The 16121-nt window shown below is 63.8% G+C and carries 16 protein-coding genes; 3 read left to right on the plus strand and 13 right to left on the minus strand.

Translation table 11 applies throughout. The features are described from left to right. Positions 1-22 precede the first annotated feature (22 nt). The 5 genes from SAZ01S_RS11035 to SAZ01S_RS11055 all read right to left on the minus strand — a co-directional run bounded on the left by SAZ01S_RS11035 (position 23) and on the right by SAZ01S_RS11055 (position 5827). Entirely contained in the window at positions 23-817 is a 795-nt protein-coding gene (locus SAZ01S_RS11035; protein ID WP_084582326.1) for an enoyl-CoA hydratase/isomerase family protein, read from the minus strand. An 11-nt stretch (positions 818-828) separates the two neighbouring features. After that, complete coding sequence (locus tag SAZ01S_RS11040; RefSeq protein WP_084582327.1) at positions 829-3024, minus strand: acyl-CoA dehydrogenase family protein; 2196 nt, start codon at positions 3022-3024, stop codon at positions 829-831. 129 nt (positions 3025-3153) lie between these two features. Continuing rightward, positions 3154-4029 (minus strand): DUF2889 domain-containing protein, encoded by an 876-nt coding sequence (locus tag SAZ01S_RS11045; protein WP_167693142.1) that lies wholly within the window; start codon positions 4027-4029, stop codon positions 3154-3156. Between the two features lie 134 nt (positions 4030-4163). Then, entirely contained in the window at positions 4164-4625 is a 462-nt protein-coding gene (locus SAZ01S_RS11050) for an HIT family protein (protein WP_084582329.1), read from the minus strand. Positions 4626-4642: 17 nt separating this feature from the next. Beyond that, a complete protein-coding gene (locus SAZ01S_RS11055; RefSeq protein WP_084582330.1) occupies positions 4643-5827 on the minus strand; it encodes an acetyl-CoA C-acyltransferase in 1185 nt (394 codons plus the stop codon). 216 nt (positions 5828-6043) lie between these two features. On the opposite strand from SAZ01S_RS11055, the gene SAZ01S_RS11060 reads away from it, so the two are divergent. Next, complete coding sequence (locus tag SAZ01S_RS11060; protein WP_218018058.1) at positions 6044-7447, plus strand: MFS transporter; 1404 nt, start codon at positions 6044-6046, stop codon at positions 7445-7447. Positions 7448-7480: 33 nt separating this feature from the next. On the opposite strand, the gene SAZ01S_RS11065 is transcribed toward SAZ01S_RS11060, so the two are convergent. From SAZ01S_RS11065 to SAZ01S_RS11075, 3 genes are all read right to left on the minus strand, one after another. Then, positions 7481-7933 (minus strand): Zn-ribbon domain-containing OB-fold protein, encoded by a 453-nt coding sequence (locus tag SAZ01S_RS11065; RefSeq protein WP_084582332.1) that lies wholly within the window; start codon positions 7931-7933, stop codon positions 7481-7483. Further along, entirely contained in the window at positions 7933-9054 is a 1122-nt protein-coding gene (locus tag SAZ01S_RS11070) for a thiolase C-terminal domain-containing protein (protein ID WP_245824770.1), read from the minus strand. The genes SAZ01S_RS11065 and SAZ01S_RS11070 overlap by 1 nt, the downstream gene beginning before the upstream one ends. Positions 9055-9275: 221 nt before the next feature. Further along, the gene (locus SAZ01S_RS11075) at positions 9276-10004 is read right to left on the minus strand and encodes a TetR/AcrR family transcriptional regulator (protein WP_084582334.1); all 729 of its coding nucleotides are present in this window, start codon (positions 10002-10004) and stop codon (positions 9276-9278) included. 197 nt (positions 10005-10201) lie between these two features. On the opposite strand from SAZ01S_RS11075, the gene SAZ01S_RS11080 reads away from it, so the two are divergent. Continuing rightward, the gene (locus tag SAZ01S_RS11080) at positions 10202-11344 is read left to right on the plus strand and encodes an epoxide hydrolase family protein (protein WP_084582335.1); all 1143 of its coding nucleotides are present in this window, start codon (positions 10202-10204) and stop codon (positions 11342-11344) included. Between the two features lie 47 nt (positions 11345-11391). Beyond that, positions 11392-12273, plus strand: coding sequence for a metal-dependent hydrolase (locus tag SAZ01S_RS11085; protein WP_218018059.1), 882 nt, complete (start codon positions 11392-11394; stop codon positions 12271-12273). 56 nt (positions 12274-12329) lie between these two features. Here the strand turns inward: SAZ01S_RS11085 and SAZ01S_RS11090 are convergent, their stop codons facing one another. The 5 genes from SAZ01S_RS11090 to SAZ01S_RS11110 all read right to left on the minus strand — a co-directional run bounded on the left by SAZ01S_RS11090 (position 12330) and on the right by SAZ01S_RS11110 (position 16103). Beyond that, complete coding sequence (locus SAZ01S_RS11090) at positions 12330-12929, minus strand: TetR/AcrR family transcriptional regulator (protein ID WP_064310781.1); 600 nt, start codon at positions 12927-12929, stop codon at positions 12330-12332. Positions 12930-13053: 124 nt separating this feature from the next. Then, complete coding sequence (locus SAZ01S_RS11095) at positions 13054-14031, minus strand: flavin reductase family protein (protein WP_218018060.1); 978 nt, start codon at positions 14029-14031, stop codon at positions 13054-13056. 13 nt (positions 14032-14044) lie between these two features. Next, on the minus strand, positions 14045-14941 hold the full coding sequence (locus SAZ01S_RS11100; protein WP_084582337.1) for a crotonase/enoyl-CoA hydratase family protein: 897 nt from the start codon (positions 14939-14941) through the stop codon (positions 14045-14047). An 18-nt stretch (positions 14942-14959) separates the two neighbouring features. Beyond that, the gene (locus SAZ01S_RS11105) at positions 14960-15274 is read right to left on the minus strand and encodes an NIPSNAP family protein (RefSeq protein WP_064310779.1); all 315 of its coding nucleotides are present in this window, start codon (positions 15272-15274) and stop codon (positions 14960-14962) included. A 1-nt stretch (position 15275) separates the two neighbouring features. Next, complete coding sequence (locus tag SAZ01S_RS11110; protein ID WP_167693144.1) at positions 15276-16103, minus strand: enoyl-CoA hydratase; 828 nt, start codon at positions 16101-16103, stop codon at positions 15276-15278. Positions 16104-16121: the final 18 nt, after the last annotated feature.

Here is a 16121-nt window from a genome sequence, read left to right on the forward strand (position 1 = left end):
AGCGCTAGCTCCTAAGACAACGTCATTTTTTCTTCGAAAGCTTTTCGATCATGGCAGCGATCAGGCTGCGGTGCTCGTCACCGAGGAAGAGGATGCTGTTGGCGAGGCGTTCCACGTTACGGGCCTGTTGCCGCTCGAGATCCGCCGTCAGCTCGATCGTCAGCTTGGAGATGGCGACCGCTTCGGGGGGGAGGGAGGCCAGTTTTTCGCAGAACGCCTCGACGCGGGCGCCGAAATCCTCATCGGAAAACACGTCATGCAGCAGGCCCATGCTGAGCGCTTGCTGCGCGCTCGCCGTTGCGCCGGCCAGCACGAACCAGCGCGCCCAATGGGGGCCGATCAGGCGCGTCAGCCGGCTCGTCCCGCCCGAGCCCGGGATGCAGCCGATATCGATTTCTGGCATCCTGTAGGTCGCCGAGGAAGCGGCGAGGCGGAAGTCGCACGAGAGCGACATTTCGAACGCGCCGCCAAAGCAGGGCCCCTGATGCGCGACGACGATCGGCTTCTCGATGGCCTCCATTTCGTCGAACATGCTGTGGAAGCTACCACGCCCGCGGCGATACCATGTCCGTTCGTTCGACGAGCTTCCCGCCGTGTCGCCCTTCTTGATGTCGGTCAGGTCGGCCCCGGCGGAAAAATACTTCCCGTTCGCGCGGATCAGCAGCACCCGCAGGTCGCGTCGATCCCGGAAGACATCCAAGGCATCTGCGATGCCGTCGGCGATCGCCATGTTGATCGCGTTGTACTTCGCCGGCCGGTTGAGCACGAGTTCGAGGATCGCGCCGCGCTCTTTCCGGAGCAGATCGGGTTCGGACATTGGTTGCACTCCTAGCTTCGGGTCCGCGGAAGCCCGAGCGCGGATTCCGCCACGATGCTGCGCTGCACTTCGCTGGTGCCGCCATAGATCGTCGCCTGAATCGCCTTGCGGCTTTCGAGCTCTACGGTGCCAAGGTCGGTATGCGCCTGGATCAGTGACCATGGCGCGGCGAGTTCGACCAGTTCGCTCGAGCAGCTGACTAGCGCTTCGGAGGCGAACAGCTTCGCCATGGGGCCGTAATATTTCTTGCCTTGGCCGCTCACGAATCCCCAGAGGCATCGCCTGTCGAGGACATCCGCGACGAGCAGGCGGGCATGACATTGGGCAAGGCGCGCGCGGACTCGCCGCCGGTCGATCGGCCGCTCGCCTTGGGTGTTGGCGGCGTGCGCCCAGGCGAGCGCATGGCGGAGCATGATACGCAGGGCACTTACGAAGAAGTCGCCGCCGCCCTGTTCCAGCGCCAGCGCGAGGCCGAGAACCTTGGTTCCTCCATTGACGTCGCCGATCCGATAGCGATCCGGGACGCGCATGTCGGAATAATAGGTGATGTTGGTCCGCTCGCCACCCAGCGTCTTGATCTCGTGTACTTCGAAGCCGGGGATGGAAACGGGCACGAGGAAAAGCGTGAGACCGGCATGCTTGGGCAGTGCCGGGTCCGTTCGGGCGATCAGCAGGACATAGTCTGCCAGATGGCCCTGGCTGGTGAACATCTTCTGTCCGTCGATGATCCAGTCGTCGCCATCGCGGGTGGCGCGCGTCTTCGCGGCGAAGATGTCCGACCCGGCCGAAGGCTCGGAATAGCCGAGAGCGACGTTCCGCTCCCCGGACGCGAGTCCGGGAAGGACTTCTTCTTTCACCTCTTCCGAGGCGAAGTGCATGAGAATCTTGCCGACCATGTGCGTCACCGTGCCGGGCACGCGGGGCCACTCGAACTCGCAATAGACGTCGTTCAGGGCTGCCATCTCATAGGGAGTCCTGTCGCCCCCGCCGAGGGCGGCAGGCCAATCCGCGTAGAGAAAGCCCGCCTTGGCCAGCTGGGTGTTGAAGGGGTGGTCGCCGTCGTCGGTCTCGTGGATGAATCGGCGCATTTCGGGAGTCATGTGCGCGGCGAAGAAGGCGCGGGCCTCGGCCGCATAGGCTTCCGCGGCATCGCCGAGCCCGAAGCTGATCTCGCTGCTGCCGATGTCGGGAACAGGATCCGTCCGCCCACCCCAGAGGCAGTCGCCGAGCAGGTTGAGCTCGGCCTCGGGATCGCCGAGCAGCATCGACCAGGCGCGGGCCCGCCGGAAATAGATCTGCGCGTCATACTCCATCGACACGCCGTAGCCGCCGAAGGTCCGCATCGCCCGGATCGTCGCCGCGGAAGCTGCGCGCGTCGACCACCAAAGCGCCGCCGAGATCTGCGCGGCGCGGGCGGAAGGTTCGGCTTCCGAGGCCGCCCGCCAGCAGAGCAATTGCGCACCCTCGACATCGGTAACGGCGTCGGCGAGCGGATGTGCGAGGCCCTGGAAGCTGCCGATCGGCCGGCCGAAAGCCTCGCGCTCCGACGCGTAGGCTGCGGCATGCTCGAGCGCCTTGCGGCCCATGGCGGCGATATTGGCGGCCGCGAGCAACTTCCATTCCTCGATGCCGGCCTGCCAGGCGGCGCATGCGTCCGGACCGGAGGCGAGTACCAGCGCATTGTCGAGATCGATCGTTATCGCAGCCAGCGGCAGCGTGCCGAGGTTGGCCGGAACCGTCCGATCTGCGGGCACGGCGGCGAGATAGACGGTTGCCCCGTCCGAACAGAGGACCCGATCGGCGATGGCGCCGGCGGGAACCAGTTGCGGCACACCGGCTTCCACAGGGTGGAGCGCGACGGTGAGGATCGAACCGCCTGCAATGTCCTCCAGGACGGCATGCCCGGCGGGTGCGATGTCCGCGAGAATTCGGCTCGCCACGGCGCATTCGATCAGTGGCACCGATGCCAGATAGCTGCCGAGCGTTTCGGCAACGACCACCGCATCGATAAGGGCCAGGCCGCCGCCGCCCCGCCCCTCCGGCACCCGCATCAGGGGAAGGCCGAATCCGACCAGCTCCGTCCAGAGTGCCGGATCATATCCCAGCGGTTCTGCGGCCCGGATGCGTGCCGAAGTCGATTCGTTCTGAAACAGTCGCTCAAGGCTGTCCCGCAACAAGGCCTGTTGTTCGCTGAGTTGCAGGTTCAAATGCCATCTCCTTGGGATTGGACACGCTCTTGCGGCGGTCCTTTAGACCCAGACTAATTTACAATCTAACGATTGGAAGGTAAAGTGACAAGGGCGTGATCTCGCCTCGAACTGGGTGCGAGCGGCCCCTTAGGCCAGGTTGGCGGCGAGCACGGGCACGTCGGCCAGTCCTCGCAGCACATCGTTGAGATGCGTGCAGCCGAGCGTCGAGGGAAGCGTGTCGAGAACGGTGTTGCGGAAATCGCCGATCTGGTGTCCCACCATTCGCGCAGCCTTGACGGCAGCGCCCGGGCACTCCGGGAAAGGAAGGATCAGCGGCAGCGCCTGGAGCGATTCGAGAATGCCGCTCTCGGCATCGATCTCCGCATAGACGCGATATTCGTGCACCGCCCTGCGCCCGCCATCGGGCGCAGTGCCGCTGTCCTGAAACGCCGCGTCCACCAGGATCAACCGGTCCTCGCGCCAGATGTCCAGTCGGCGGGCGCGACGCATCGCAGGGCCGTGCTGGTCCGGCATGGCATGCCAGCTCCAGCTGTCCGAAGGATCGTCCAGTGGACCCACGCGTGCAGTGTCTTCCGTCGCGGCATCCTGCAACCGGTCCGGCAGGAGCGCGGAGGAGCCTTCCGCAAAACCGGTACAGATGTTGAGCATGTTGCCTTTCCGGCCATGCGTCTGCGGTTGCGTCTTATCCTTGGAAAACGCTGCCCAGTCCGGCATCCACTGCGACCAGATCCAGCGGGCAACCAGGCTGGCACCGGCGAAATCATCAAGGATCTGATATAGCGGGGTGCCGACCAGATCGCCGAGTGCCGAGGCGATCATCCGCCTGCTGTCGCCGCCCGCACGCACGCCGACCAGCTCGCCGGTGCGTTCCTGGTGCGCGTTCGTCTTCAACGCCAGTATTTCCCTGGCCGGGGAAATGCGCATTTCATACCCTGCCTCGCTCAGGATATGCGGATCGCCGCCGTCTTCGGGGGTGCACAAGTCGCGGGCGCGCGCCGCCATGGTCCAGGCTGCCGACGCCCCATCCGGCCAGTGGGAGTCGATGGAGGTGGTGCGTCGGATCGAACCCGGACGACGCGGTGGCGCGACGCCGGCCGACTGCCGCGCCAATGGGAATTGCTGCGGTCTATGTGTCATCATGCCTCCAATGCTCCTCCCTCACCGTGTGCGATCCTCGCCCGGAGGCGCTGCGCCATCGCGTCGAGTTCGCCCGGGTCCCCGCGTTGCTGTGCGTGGATGCCCAGCGCTTGTCCGGCAAAGCGAGGCACCAGATGGACGTGCACATGGAATACGGATTGTCCCCCATCGTCCCCGTTGAACTGCAGCAACTGAACGCCAACGGGGGCCAGTTCCGCGACCAGGACCCGCATCAGCATCTGCGCGCGGCGGAAGAGCGGGGCGATGCTCGCTTCGTCGAGGTCGAGCAGGTTCCGCGCCTGTCCTCGCTTCGGAATGATCAGGCTATGCCCGGGCGATTGCGGGAAAAGGTCGAGAAAGGCGAGCGTGTCCTCGTCTTCCCAAATGCGATGGCAAGGCAGTTCTCCCCGCAGGATTTTCGCGAAGACATTGTCTGGATCATAGGTGCCGACCAGCGACATGGCTGCCTCCTGTGCGATCAGACCAGCTCGTACAGGGAGGCCGCGCCCATCCCGCCGGCGATACACATGGTGACCACGACATATTTCACCTTGCGGCGCCTGCCTTCGATCAGGACGTGGCCCAGCTGGCGCGCGCCCGTCATGCCGAAGGGATGGCCGATCGACACGGCGCCGCCATCGACGTTGAGTCGGTCGTCCGGTATCCCGAGCCGGTCGCGGCAATAGACGACCTGGCAGGCATAGGCCTCGTTCAATTCCCACAGGCCGATATCCTCCAGCCGCAGCCCGTGCTGTTTCAGGAGCTTCGGAATGGCATAGACCGGCCCAATGCCCATTTCGTCCGGCGCAAGACCGGCGATGGCGAAGCCGCGATACAGGCCCAGCACGGGCAGGCCACGTTGCGCCGCGAGCGTTCCGTTCATCAGGACGCTCGCGGAGGCGCCGTCGGCGAGCTGGCTGGCATTGCCCGCCGTGACCGTGCCGTCTTCGCGCACCACGGGCTTCAGCTTTGCGAGCGTCTCCAGCGTGGTGTCCGGGCGGTTGCACTCGTCCTGCTCGAGCAGCACGTCTACCTCCGATACCTCGCCGGTGGCCTTGTCCGTCACCAGCTTGCGCGTCGGCAGGGGTACGATCTCGTCATCGAAGCGCCCGTCGCGCTGCGCCTGCGCGGTCCGCATCTGGCTCGAATAGGCATAGGCGTCTTGCACTTCGCGGCTGATGGCATAGCGCTCCGCCACGACCTCGGCGGTTTCGTTCATGCTCAACAGCATGCCGGGCTGATGCGCGCGGATCCAAGGCGCGCGCCCGGCCCGCGGTATGTGCGGCGTGGGGCTGACCATGCTGACCGACTCGACGCCGCCGGCGACCACCACGGGTACGCGATCGACGATGATGCGCTGTGCGGCGAAACTCGCGGCCTGGATGCCGGAACTGCATGCGCGTGCAATCGTCACGGCGCCGGCGGTTTGCGGGATTCCGCCGACGAGACCGGCATGGCGCGCGATGTTGTTGCCGCTGTCTCCTTCCGGAACCGCGCAGCCGAAGATGACGTCGTCCACTTCCGCCGGATCGATTCCCGCGCGCGCTACTGCGTGACGGATGGCATGGCCGCCCAGCGTGCCGCTGTGCGTATTGTTGAAGGCGCCCCGAAACGCTTTGGCGAGCGGTGTGCGGGCAGTCGAGACAACGACCGCATCGGTCATGGATTCACCTCGAAGTTTTCAGGAGTGCCGCTCTAGCAGGGGAAAATATCAATCGATAGGTAAAAAATTAAGGGAGGGGAATGGGGTCGTCCACCGCGGCGGATGGGCAGAAGGGCTTCCGGCCGCCACGCGAGAAATCACAAGCGTGTTGCCGAACGCGCGGACAGGTGCGGTGCCGGCGGCTAGCCTGCACCGCAAATGGTGAGGAGGGCGAGCATGGCAGCGGCGCAGCGAAACGGTTTCCGGTGGGCCATGATCACCCTGATCCTGATCGAGGCGTTGAGCTCGTTCGAACATGTCATGATCATTGCGGCACTGCCGTTCATCTCCCGTGCGTTCGGCCTCGCATCGGCAGGGTGGGTCGTCACCAGCTTCCTGCTCGTACAGGCCAGTTCAGCAGCGATCGGTGCTCGGCTGGGCGACATGTATGGGCGTGAGCGCGTGCTCGCCGTAATCCTGGTGCTGACCACCACTGGATCCCTGATCAGCGCATTCGGCGGGAGCATTCACTTCGTGATTGTCGGCCGCTGCCTCCAGGGGCTGTCGGGTGCGAACCTCGCGCTCTGTTATGGCATCGCCCGGCAGATGGTGCCCGCAAAGCGATTGCCCTTCTGGGTTGGCGCCTTGACGGGCGGCGTAACGCTGGCGGCGGCATTCGGCTATATCCTGGGGGGCTATTTGGCCGATCTGGGGAGTTGGCGGCTGATTTTCTGGTTTGCTGCGGGCTATGGCGCCATTGTGCTCCCCCTGCTGCTGGTGACCGTGCCCCGCCTCGGCAACGCACCGCCGATCGGGGGTGTCGACTGGCTGGGCGGCGTGCTGCTGCCGCTGGGGGTTGCGGGCATATTGTACGCCGTCACCTCCTCCGTCACCCAGGGCGGCCGCGGTCCTTGGGTTGCGGGCGCGGGTGTGGCGGGCGTTGTCCTGTTGCTGTGGTGGTGGGGCCATGAATGGCGCCGTCCGGATCCCCTGATACAGGTCCGCTTGTTGACGCAGCGGCCCGTGCTGATCGCCAATCTCTGCTTTGCAATTGCGGCGCTGGGCATCATGCAGTTCCCGCTGGTGCTGATCCAATATCTGCAGCAGCCCGCCGGCAGCGGCGCCGGGCTCGGACTGTCCGCTACGGCAGCGGGATGGATCAAGCTGCCTTCGAACGTGGGTTCGCTCCTGGCGGCGATGCTGGCCGGTTGGCTTTGCGGGCGCCACGGCGGCCGGCCGGTGATCCAATATGGCGGGCTGCTTGCGGCCCTCTCGCTAGGATCCTTTCCGTTCTTCCACGGCAATCCGTGGCAGATCATGGCTATCACGATCGGCGGAGCGGCCGGGATGACCACCCTGCTGGCAGCTGTGCCCAACGTCGTGCTCGCCCATGTGCAGCCCGAGCGTGCCGGAGAGGCCACCGGGCTGACCATGACTGTGTTGCGCGTCTTCACCGCCGCTGGCGCGCAGCTGGTAACGCTCTCGCTGGCGGCCAGCGCGACGCCCGCCCTGGCTGGCGGCCGCGCCTATCCCACCGAGTTCGGCTACACGGTCATTCTGGCAGGGGTCGCGCTCAGCGGCATTCTTATCGTGCTGGTCGCTCAATTGGGGAAGGGCGCCGCCCGGCCGCGTCATACCTGACGAACGCGGTTCTTCGCGGGGAAAGCGAAGGTATCAGCGGTCGCTTAGGGCTCGAAAATTGGGCAGAACCCAGCCGTCACAGATATCGGTCCATTCGACGACGACCCGCGTCCCGATCCGTACGTCTTCGGCATTGCAGCCCGTCAGGTTGCCGACCAGGCGCGCGCCGCGCGCGCCATCGATTTCCACCACGACAGGTACATACACATAGTCTTCACCGGTGGCGGGATTCTTGCTGCATATCGCATAGCTAAACACCGTGCCCGTGCCGGGCAGGGTCGGCCATGTCCGTTCCTTGCTCGCGCAAATCGGGCAATAGGGCGTCGGCGGCAGACGAAATGCGCCGCAGGATGCGCATTGGCAGGCCGTCAGCCGATGTTCCTTTGCTGCCAGCCAGAAGGGCTCGGTATCGGGATTGGTCGTGATGTGGATCTGGTCTCCGGGCAGCAGCCGCGCGGGACCATAGGCGATCGAATGGGCGGACATCAGGCGCTCCTCAGGACCAGGCTGGATACGGGAATCGGGGCGGGCCCGCCGGTCGCGAGCGCAAATTCGCAATCTGCAACCTGGTTGATGGCGGTTCCGCGGACCTGCTCCACCGCTTCCACGACGTGGGTCATGCCAATGATATAGGCTTCGCTGAGATTGCCGCCGTGGGTATTGACGGGGATGCCGCCGTTGACGCCGCCGCGGCTCGCCGGATCATAGCGGGTCTTTCCCGCGAGGACATAGTCGTTGCCCTCGCCGCGCTCGCAAAAGCCATAGTCTTCCAGCTGCGCCAATACCATCGAGCTGAAATGATCGTAGATCAGGGCGACATCCATGTCCTTGGCGGCAAGCCCGGTCTGTGCCCAAACCCGCTCCGCCAGAAACTGGTGGCCCGAGCTGGAGAATTCCGGGTCCGGCATGTTCATCCACCCGAATGCGCGACCCCATTTTCGCGACGCGCCATGCACGCAGCCATGGATGTAGGCGGGCTTCTGGCGGCAATCGCGCGCTCTGTCCGCGGTGGTGGTGATGACGGCGATCGCACCGTCGGTCTCAAGGCAGAAATCGAGGCGGCGGAGTGGATCCGCCAGCATGACGGAGGCGAGATAGTCCTCCTTCGACAGCGGTGTTCTGCGGATCGCCTTCGGTCGATTGAGCGCATGCGTGCGCGAGGCCATCACGATTTCGGCCAGCGCATCTTCGGTGGACCCGTACAGGTGCATGTGGCGTCTTGCGAGGACGCTCATGAGATGGCCGGGGCCGATCAGGCCGGAAGGCTGCAAAAAGCTGTTTTCCGGATCCGGCTTCATCCTGCCGAAGATATCGCCGAGCCGGGCGGAAGGCGTCTGCTGGACCGCCATGACGGTGACCGCATAGGTGCAATCCTCGTTCATCAGCCCGGCGGTGGCGAGGCCGACTGCTCCGGCGACGCCACCCCCGCCGGAGGTCAGCGTCGCGGTAAAGGAAATGTGCGGCATGCCGAGCGTTTCCATCAGCGAGCCACTGTCGAACTTGTCGACATAGCCGGCACTCGCGCCGCCATAATACGCGAAGCCGTCGATATCCTTGACGCTGATGCCGGCATCTTCGCACGCCTTGAGGATCGCCTCGCCGGCCATGTCGTTGATCGTGCGGGGCCAGCTCTTTCCGCGGACATAATAGTCCGTCGCGCCTATCCCGACGATCGCACATTTGTCCTGATGCGCCCAAGTCACGGCGTTCCTCCCCTGATGGCGCAAGCGCTGCTATCGCACCCGCTGTTCATGCGTTCGCGGCACCAACCGAGGTGGCGCTAAAAATCGAACGGTCGATTGGTTGATAACAGCGGCGGGCGCGACAATCAATCCGTCTCGCAGGCCGGCAGTAGATGTTGGGGGCGTGGAGGGCAGTCGGGGGATTTGCTCGGCGGAAATGCGGCCATCAGGTGATGGTAGAGGACGTCGATCTTTTCCTCGATGGAGGGCCGGGTGGGGGCGAGCGCAAGTACCGGCAGGACATAGGTGCGGACGATCCTGTGCGCTTCCTCGTCCGTATCGTACCGACGATGGCTGAGCTCGAAGATCTGCACCAGCAGCCACCGCTGGAGTTCATCGAATGGGGCCGGGCATCGGCACAGGCCTTCGGCGCGCGCACGGGCCAGGAGCGGCACCAGTGTCTGGCTGGAAGCGTTCTGCATGGCGCTCGCCAGCAGCTCGATGGTCGCCGTGGAGAGCCCGCGATCCAGCTCGCGTTGCAGCCAGCCATGGCGATGCGCGGCCATGATCGAATAGACGATCAGGTTCTCCATCCGCTCGGCGAACGGTGCAGGACTGGTCGCCAACTGTCCGCATGCGGCGATGTCGTCGGCAAAGCGATATCGCAGGAACTTCGCGAGCAGGGCGTCTCGGCCGCCGTAGCGCCGATACAAGGTTGTCCGCGGCACACCCGAATGCCGAATGATGTCGTCCTGCGTGACGTCCTGCAGGCCCTTCTCGTCGATCGCTGCCTGAACCGCTGCGAAGAATCCTAACGACTCCGCGTGCGAGAACTCGATCGCGTCGTCGGTGTCCTGGCGTTGCATCGCTTCCATCGGCTGGTTTCCTTCCCGGTAGCTACCCCGTCGTTGCGAGCGTGATCACCCTTGCCTTCGACAAAAATGGAACTAACATTAGAAATAATCCCAAAGATAGGGACATCGAATCGAAACCATCCTGGCCGGGTCGGACAAGGGCGGCGGGATGACATGGAGAGCGGCCAGATGAGCAAGCAGCCGAACGAGCGTTCAGCATGAGCGGAAAGGTCGAGCCTTTTCAGATCGATGTTGCACAGGCGACGCTGGACGATCTTCGCGAGCGGCTTGCGCGAACGCGCTGGCCCGAAGGGGAGACGACAGGGGGCTGGGGCCAAGGCGTCCCGCTCGAGCGAATGCGCGCCCTGTGCGGCTACTGGCACGATCGCTATGACTGGCGGCGGTGCGAGCGAATGCTCAACGGTCTCGGTCAGCACCGAACGGTGATCGACGGGCTCGGCATCCATTTCCTCCATATTCGCTCTCCGGTGCCGAACGCGCTGCCGATGGTGATGACCCATGGTTGGCCGGGATCGGTGCTGGAGTTCGTCAAGGCGATCGGTCCGCTCACCGACCCGGCACGGTACGGGGGGGATCCCAAGGACGCCTTCCACCTCGTTCTGCCTTCGCTGCCCGGATACGGCTTCTCCGACAAGCCGGCCGAGCCGGGCTGGAACGCGGCACGAACCGCGCGTGCTTGGGCCGTGTTGATGCAGCGGCTGGGATATGATCGCTGGGTCGCGCAAGGCGGGGACTGGGGTAGTATCGTCACGCGGGCGCTGGGCGCAGGCCGCGCGCCCGGCTGCGCGGGCATCCACCTCAATTTTGCGTTCGTTCCGCCCATAGCCGAGGATCTGGCGTCGCTGACGCCTGCCGAGCAGGCGATGCTCGGCAAGGCCCAGCGCTATCAGGAAGACGGAAGCGGCTATGCGAAGCAGCAGTCCACCCGCCCCCAAACCCTTGGCTATGGGCTGAACGACAGCCCGGCGGGCCTGGCCGCCTGGATCTACGAAAAGCTGCAAGCATGGACCGACCATGACGGGGCGGTCGAGACCGTCCTCTCGGTCGACGAGATGCTGGACAACATCATGCTCTACTGGCTGCCGGGCACCGCCACCTCATCGGCGCGGTTCTACTGGGAAAACCGGGCGCTGGACCCTTCCTCACCCAAGGTGGAACTGCCGACCGGCATCACCCAGTTCCCCGGAGACATCTTCAACGCTTCGCGGACGTGGGTGGAGCGCGCCTTTCCGAACATCATCCATTGGCGGGAAGCGCCGAGCGGAGGCCACTTTGCAGCCTGGGAGCGCCCCGATCTCTTCGTAGCGGAGCTTCGGGACTGTTTCCGCCAACTGCGGTGATGAACGGCGCGGTGAATCATGACGAGAAAAGTAGCGGGAGGTCGAACATGCGAGTGCGGCAACCGGAATTCGATTTTTCCAATTCCCATGCCCATTGGGCGCCGAACTTGGAGTTCGCGCAGAGCCAGAACGGCGCATCGGTCGGAATACCGCCGCTCGAGCGGTTCCTGAACCGGGTAATGGCGAAGGCGCGCAAGGAGATAAAGGGCGACGATCCCGAATCGGTTGCGCTGCGTGCCGACGTTACAACCTTCATCCGGCAGGAATCCTGCCATTACGCCATGCACGACCGCATGAACGAAATGCTGGTGCGCGATGGCTATGATCGGGTGCCGGAGCTCGAGCGCGAAATCGAGGCGCATTATGCGCGCCTGTTCGAGACCAAGTCGCTTGCGTTCCTCACCGCCTATTGCGAAGGGTTCGAGACCCTTGGTCCTGCTTCGGCAATGGCATGGTGCGGCGACAGCCTCGACGCGTATCTCAAGGATTCCGATCCGAATATCGAGACGATGTGGCGTTGGCACCTATTGGAGGAATATGAGCACCGCCATGTCTGTTACGATGTTTTTAAACGCATCCACGGCGGGTACTTCCTGAGAATATACGCTTTCTTCTATCAGTTATATTTCTTCAGTAAATATGCGGGCAAAGTGAAGAACTATCTGCTGGAAGTCGATCGCGCAAAAATGAATGCGGCCGAACGCAAGGAGTCCAAGAAGCGGGAGAAGATGGTCGCGAAGATGATGATGAAAAACATCCTGTACAATCTTCTGCAGGTGCTTTCGCCCTCCTATCGCCCGCATGTGCTGCCGATCCCGAAGATATGGCAGCAGTTGGAAAGCGACATTGATGCGCATTGGATCAAGCCGCAGCAGAAGGCCGCGCCGAACCAGGACCTTACCGCATCGCCCGCAGGACACCCCGCCTGAGCAAGGGCGCGATCGAGCGACCGATTCCGCTCGACGGAAGCGACTTACCTTTTGCCTTATCGTTTCCGGTGCAAACCGTCGAAGAACAGGTGGGCAAAGATCTCGCCGATGGCGTCGGTCGACGATCGCCCCGGCTCGAACCATTCACCGACGAACGTGATGGCACCGATGATCGCCATGCAGGTCATCGCTTCGGGAATGGCAGAGTCGATCTCGCCGGCGGCCTTGCCTTCCTGGATCAGGTCGCGCCAAAACTTGTTGTAGGCTTGGCGTCGGCGAACCTGCTCGGAATATTCCGGTTCCTGAAGGTAGGAAAGTGTTTTCGCCGAGGCGACGGCCATGTCGCCGGCATCGGCCACGGTCTTCACGGCCGCCCGAACGGCAGCGTGGAATTTTTCCCGGACGGAGGTGCCGGGGGGCAGCGAGTCCACCGCTTCGCGCAGGCACTTGATGGTCGCATCGATATTGTCGTTGAGAATAGCCGCGAGAAGCGCTTCCTTGGACTCGTAATAATAATAGAGGCTGCCGGATTTCATCCCTACCGCGGCGGCGATGTCGCGCATCGACGTAGTCTTGTAGCCATTGGTGCGGAACAGCTCTGACGTCACCGACAACACACGTTCGCGTGTCAACTCGCTCTTCTTCGGCTTTGCCATATCAGTAGCTTTTCATCTCCGTCTTGGCCGTGCGCAGGCACATTCGTGTTGCCATACAGGACGGGCCGAACCAAGGAAAGAGACGTTCGCTCCCAAGGACGACACATGGTCCCGGCGATCGCAGCTAGGCGACCGACGGGGTGTCCTTCACGAGACGATGCAAAAGGCTCTTCAGCGCCTGTACTTCGGTGGGCTCGATGCGCTCGAGCAACGTTTCCTCCGCGTCCTTGCCGATCGACAGCAGCTCGAGCATCAGCGCAAGTCCGTTCGCCGTCAGTTGCATGCGCATCGCCGCGCCATCGCCTTCGGCTGGCTCGACAAGACCTCGATTCTTCAACTTCAGCGCTTCCGCGGGGGTGAACGACCGGTCGTAGAACCGGCCGAGTTCCGCGATTTCTAGCATCGAGAGGTCCTTCGCAGCCAGTGCCGAAAGTGCGAAATACTCGTCCAGTCCGATCGCCCGTTGCTGCATCGCCTTCTTGATCGGTTCGAACAGCGCATATTGCACGCGCGGCAGCAGGAAGCCGAGAAACGATCGCGAAAAGGCAGCGGATTCCGCCTCATCCGCAGCGCGATGCGGGGCCAGTGCCGAGTATTTGCCGCTATGGAAGACGAGGGGCGCGGCATCCAGATGATCGAATTCGATCACTTCGCCCACGATGATGTCGTGATCACCGCCTTCGTATCGATAGGCCGTGCGGCACTTGAAGCGCGCAGCGCAGTCTTTCAGGAGCGGGATGTTGCCCGGCCCGCGCTCCACGGTGAGACCGGCGAACTTGTCGGTACCGCGTTTGGCGAAGCGATCGGAAAGCGCCTTTTGCTGGGTGGCGAGGATGTGGACGGCAAAATGCTCGGCCGCAGCGAAGGCAGGGCGGCTCATTGCGTTCTTACCGACACTCCACAGGATCATCGGCGGGTCCAGCGAGACCGAGTTGAAGCTGTTCGCGGTCATACCGACGTCTTCGCCCTCCAGGCCGACGGTCGTCACGATCGTAACGCCCGTCGCGAACGAGCCGAGGGCGTTCCGGAAATGCGATGGGTCGAAAGTCTGTCCGGTCATCAATGCCTCCCCGATATTCTGGCTGCTTGCGTCGCCCGCCATCGCCCCGAGCGCGCTATTCCTGGCGATAGTCGACCATGCCGTCGCCGAAGGCGGCGTCGCGTCGGCGAACCGCTTCCTTCAGCCCCAGGGCCTCGATGGAGCGACGGAACTGCATACGGCCTTCCGACAGATGCCCGCGTGCGTCGATTTCGCTGGCCAGGCGCTGCAGCGTCTTGGCGCCCATCAGTTCCAGCCCGAGATTGACCACACGCTTGTTGCACGCGAGCAGATCCGGTGCGGTCGCGGCGATCCGCGCGGCCAGGGCTTCGACATGCGCGTCGAGCTTGGCGGGGGCAACGGATTCCAGCGCCAGGCCCAGCCGGGCGGCGTCCCTTCCGCGGAGCAGGTCGCCGGTAAGCAGCATGCGCTTCGCCCATTGCGGACCCATATGGTACAACCACATGTGCGAAGGCGGCGAGCCCTGCGCCCTCACCGGCGGATAGCCGATCCTCGCGTCGCTCGCCACGATCACCAGATCCGCCAGCAGGGCGATGTCGGTGCCGTTCGCGATGCAGTTTCCCTGTACCTTGGCGATGACCGGCTTGTGCATGTCGAACAGGACGAGCCGCAGTTCGTTCATCCTGCCCAACTGCCACATATCGTCATCGATCGTGGCGGTTTGACTGCGATATTCGCCGGTCACGCCGTGGGCGGCGTCCTGCTGTTCCTTCACCGGACTGGGTTGCCCACCGGTCAGGTCCCAGCCCGCGCAGAAGTCACGGCCGGCACCCCCGAGGACAATGCAATGCACGCTGGTGAGATCGTCCGCCTCGAGAAGGGCGTCGCGCAGTTCCTGCAAGCTCTGCCAGTTCAGCGCATTCCGCTTTTCCGGTCGGTTCAGGGTGATCCAGGCGACATGGTCGCGAACCTCGAAACGCAGCTGCTCGGTCGATTTGAGCCATTTGCCCATGGCACATCCTCTCAGGGTTCAGCGGATCGGCGACCAGGCGGTCGGCATCAGCAAGCGGTTGCGCTGGCGCACCGGGGAGGGGCAGCGCGCGGCGAATGCACGCCATTCCGGATCGGCCCACAGCGCCTGTCGTCGAACCGCGCGGTCGTTAAGGTCCTCGAAGCCCCAGAGATGGACGATTTCGTTGAGGTCCGGCCCAATCTCGGTACGGAAATAGCCCAGCAGATTGCCCAGCACGCGCTTGGCGATATGCACGCCTTCCTTCTCGTAGATGGCCAGAAACGGCCCGATATCGGCAGGCGCGAAGCTGTAATTGCGTTCCTCGACGATCATCTCACATTCCTTTGAACGTGGCGGGGCGCTTTTCCTGAAACGCCTTGATCGCTTCCTTCGAATCCTCGGTCTGGAAGCAGCGCACCATGCTCGCGGCCTCCTGCTCGAAGTAGCGATCCATATCGATGTCTTCTGCAGCGATCAGGTTTTTCTTGATGTAGCGCATCGCGATCGGCGGTCCGCTGGCGAGTCTGCGCGCGAAGGCCATGGTCTCCTCCAGCAGGCGGTCGTCGCCGAAGACCTTGCTGACCAGACCGATGCGCAGCGCTTCGTCCGCATACACTTTGTCCGACAGCATCAGGATCTCGCGCGCTTTGGTCGGGCCGACGAGCTGATGCAGATAATAGGCGCAGCCAAGGTCGCCCGACGCGCCGATCTTGCTGAAGGCGCTGGTGAAGAAGGCGGATTCCGACGCGAAGCGGAAGTCGCAGGCGATCGCCATCGACAGGCCTGCGCCGGCCGCCGGGCCTCGCACCATGGCGATGGTCGGCTTGCCCATCATGTGCAGCAGCGTCGCGATCTCGCTATTGGCCTTGATCCGCAGGTGCCGCTGTTCGGCTCCCTGCATGATGGGATCGCCTGCCCATTTGGCCGATACCTTGTCACGCGGATCGAGGATTCCGAGTTTGCTGACGTCGGCGCCGGCGCAAAATGCGTCCCCAACCCCCGTCAGTATCACTACCCGGATCCCGGGGTCGTTTGCTGCGTCGCGCAGTTCCGCCATCAGCTCCGCGCCCATCGGCTGGCTCAGCGCGTTGCGCATGGCCGGGTTGTTGAGCCGGATCGTCAGAATGCCATCTTCCAGATCGGTGAGGACAGGGGTCGTCATGTGCATCGTCCCATGGGC

The organism is Sphingomonas azotifigens NBRC 15497 (assembly GCF_002091475.1).
Classification (GTDB): domain Bacteria; phylum Pseudomonadota; class Alphaproteobacteria; order Sphingomonadales; family Sphingomonadaceae; genus Sphingomonas; species Sphingomonas azotifigens.

Coding starts and splice junctions, on each gene's coding strand:
- SAZ01S_RS11035 (WP_084582326.1), bottom strand. CDS start 817: ATGTCCGAACCCGATCTGCTCCGGAAAGAGCGCGGCGCGATCCTCGAA.
- SAZ01S_RS11045 (WP_167693142.1), bottom strand. CDS start 4,029: ATGGCGGCGCGCGCCCGCGACTTGTGCACCCCCGAAGACGGCGGCGAT.
- SAZ01S_RS11050 (WP_084582329.1), bottom strand. CDS start 4,625: ATGTCGCTGGTCGGCACCTATGATCCAGACAATGTCTTCGCGAAAATC.
- SAZ01S_RS11055 (WP_084582330.1), bottom strand. CDS start 5,827: ATGACCGATGCGGTCGTTGTCTCGACTGCCCGCACACCGCTCGCCAAA.
- SAZ01S_RS11060 (WP_218018058.1), top strand. CDS start 6,044: ATGGCAGCGGCGCAGCGAAACGGTTTCCGGTGGGCCATGATCACCCTG.
- SAZ01S_RS11065 (WP_084582332.1), bottom strand. CDS start 7,933: ATGTCCGCCCATTCGATCGCCTATGGTCCCGCGCGGCTGCTGCCCGGA.
- SAZ01S_RS11070 (WP_245824770.1), bottom strand. CDS start 9,054: ATGGCCGGCGAGGCGATCCTCAAGGCGTGCGAAGATGCCGGCATCAGC.
- SAZ01S_RS11075 (WP_084582334.1), bottom strand. CDS start 10,004: ATGGAAGCGATGCAACGCCAGGACACCGACGACGCGATCGAGTTCTCG.
- SAZ01S_RS11080 (WP_084582335.1), top strand. CDS start 10,202: ATGAGCGGAAAGGTCGAGCCTTTTCAGATCGATGTTGCACAGGCGACG.
- SAZ01S_RS11085 (WP_218018059.1), top strand. CDS start 11,392: ATGCGAGTGCGGCAACCGGAATTCGATTTTTCCAATTCCCATGCCCAT.
- SAZ01S_RS11090 (WP_064310781.1), bottom strand. CDS start 12,929: ATGGCAAAGCCGAAGAAGAGCGAGTTGACACGCGAACGTGTGTTGTCG.
- SAZ01S_RS11095 (WP_218018060.1), bottom strand. CDS start 14,031: ATGGCGGGCGACGCAAGCAGCCAGAATATCGGGGAGGCATTGATGACC.
- SAZ01S_RS11100 (WP_084582337.1), bottom strand. CDS start 14,941: ATGGGCAAATGGCTCAAATCGACCGAGCAGCTGCGTTTCGAGGTTCGC.
- SAZ01S_RS11105 (WP_064310779.1), bottom strand. CDS start 15,274: ATGATCGTCGAGGAACGCAATTACAGCTTCGCGCCTGCCGATATCGGG.
- SAZ01S_RS11110 (WP_167693144.1), bottom strand. CDS start 16,103: ATGACGACCCCTGTCCTCACCGATCTGGAAGATGGCATTCTGACGATC.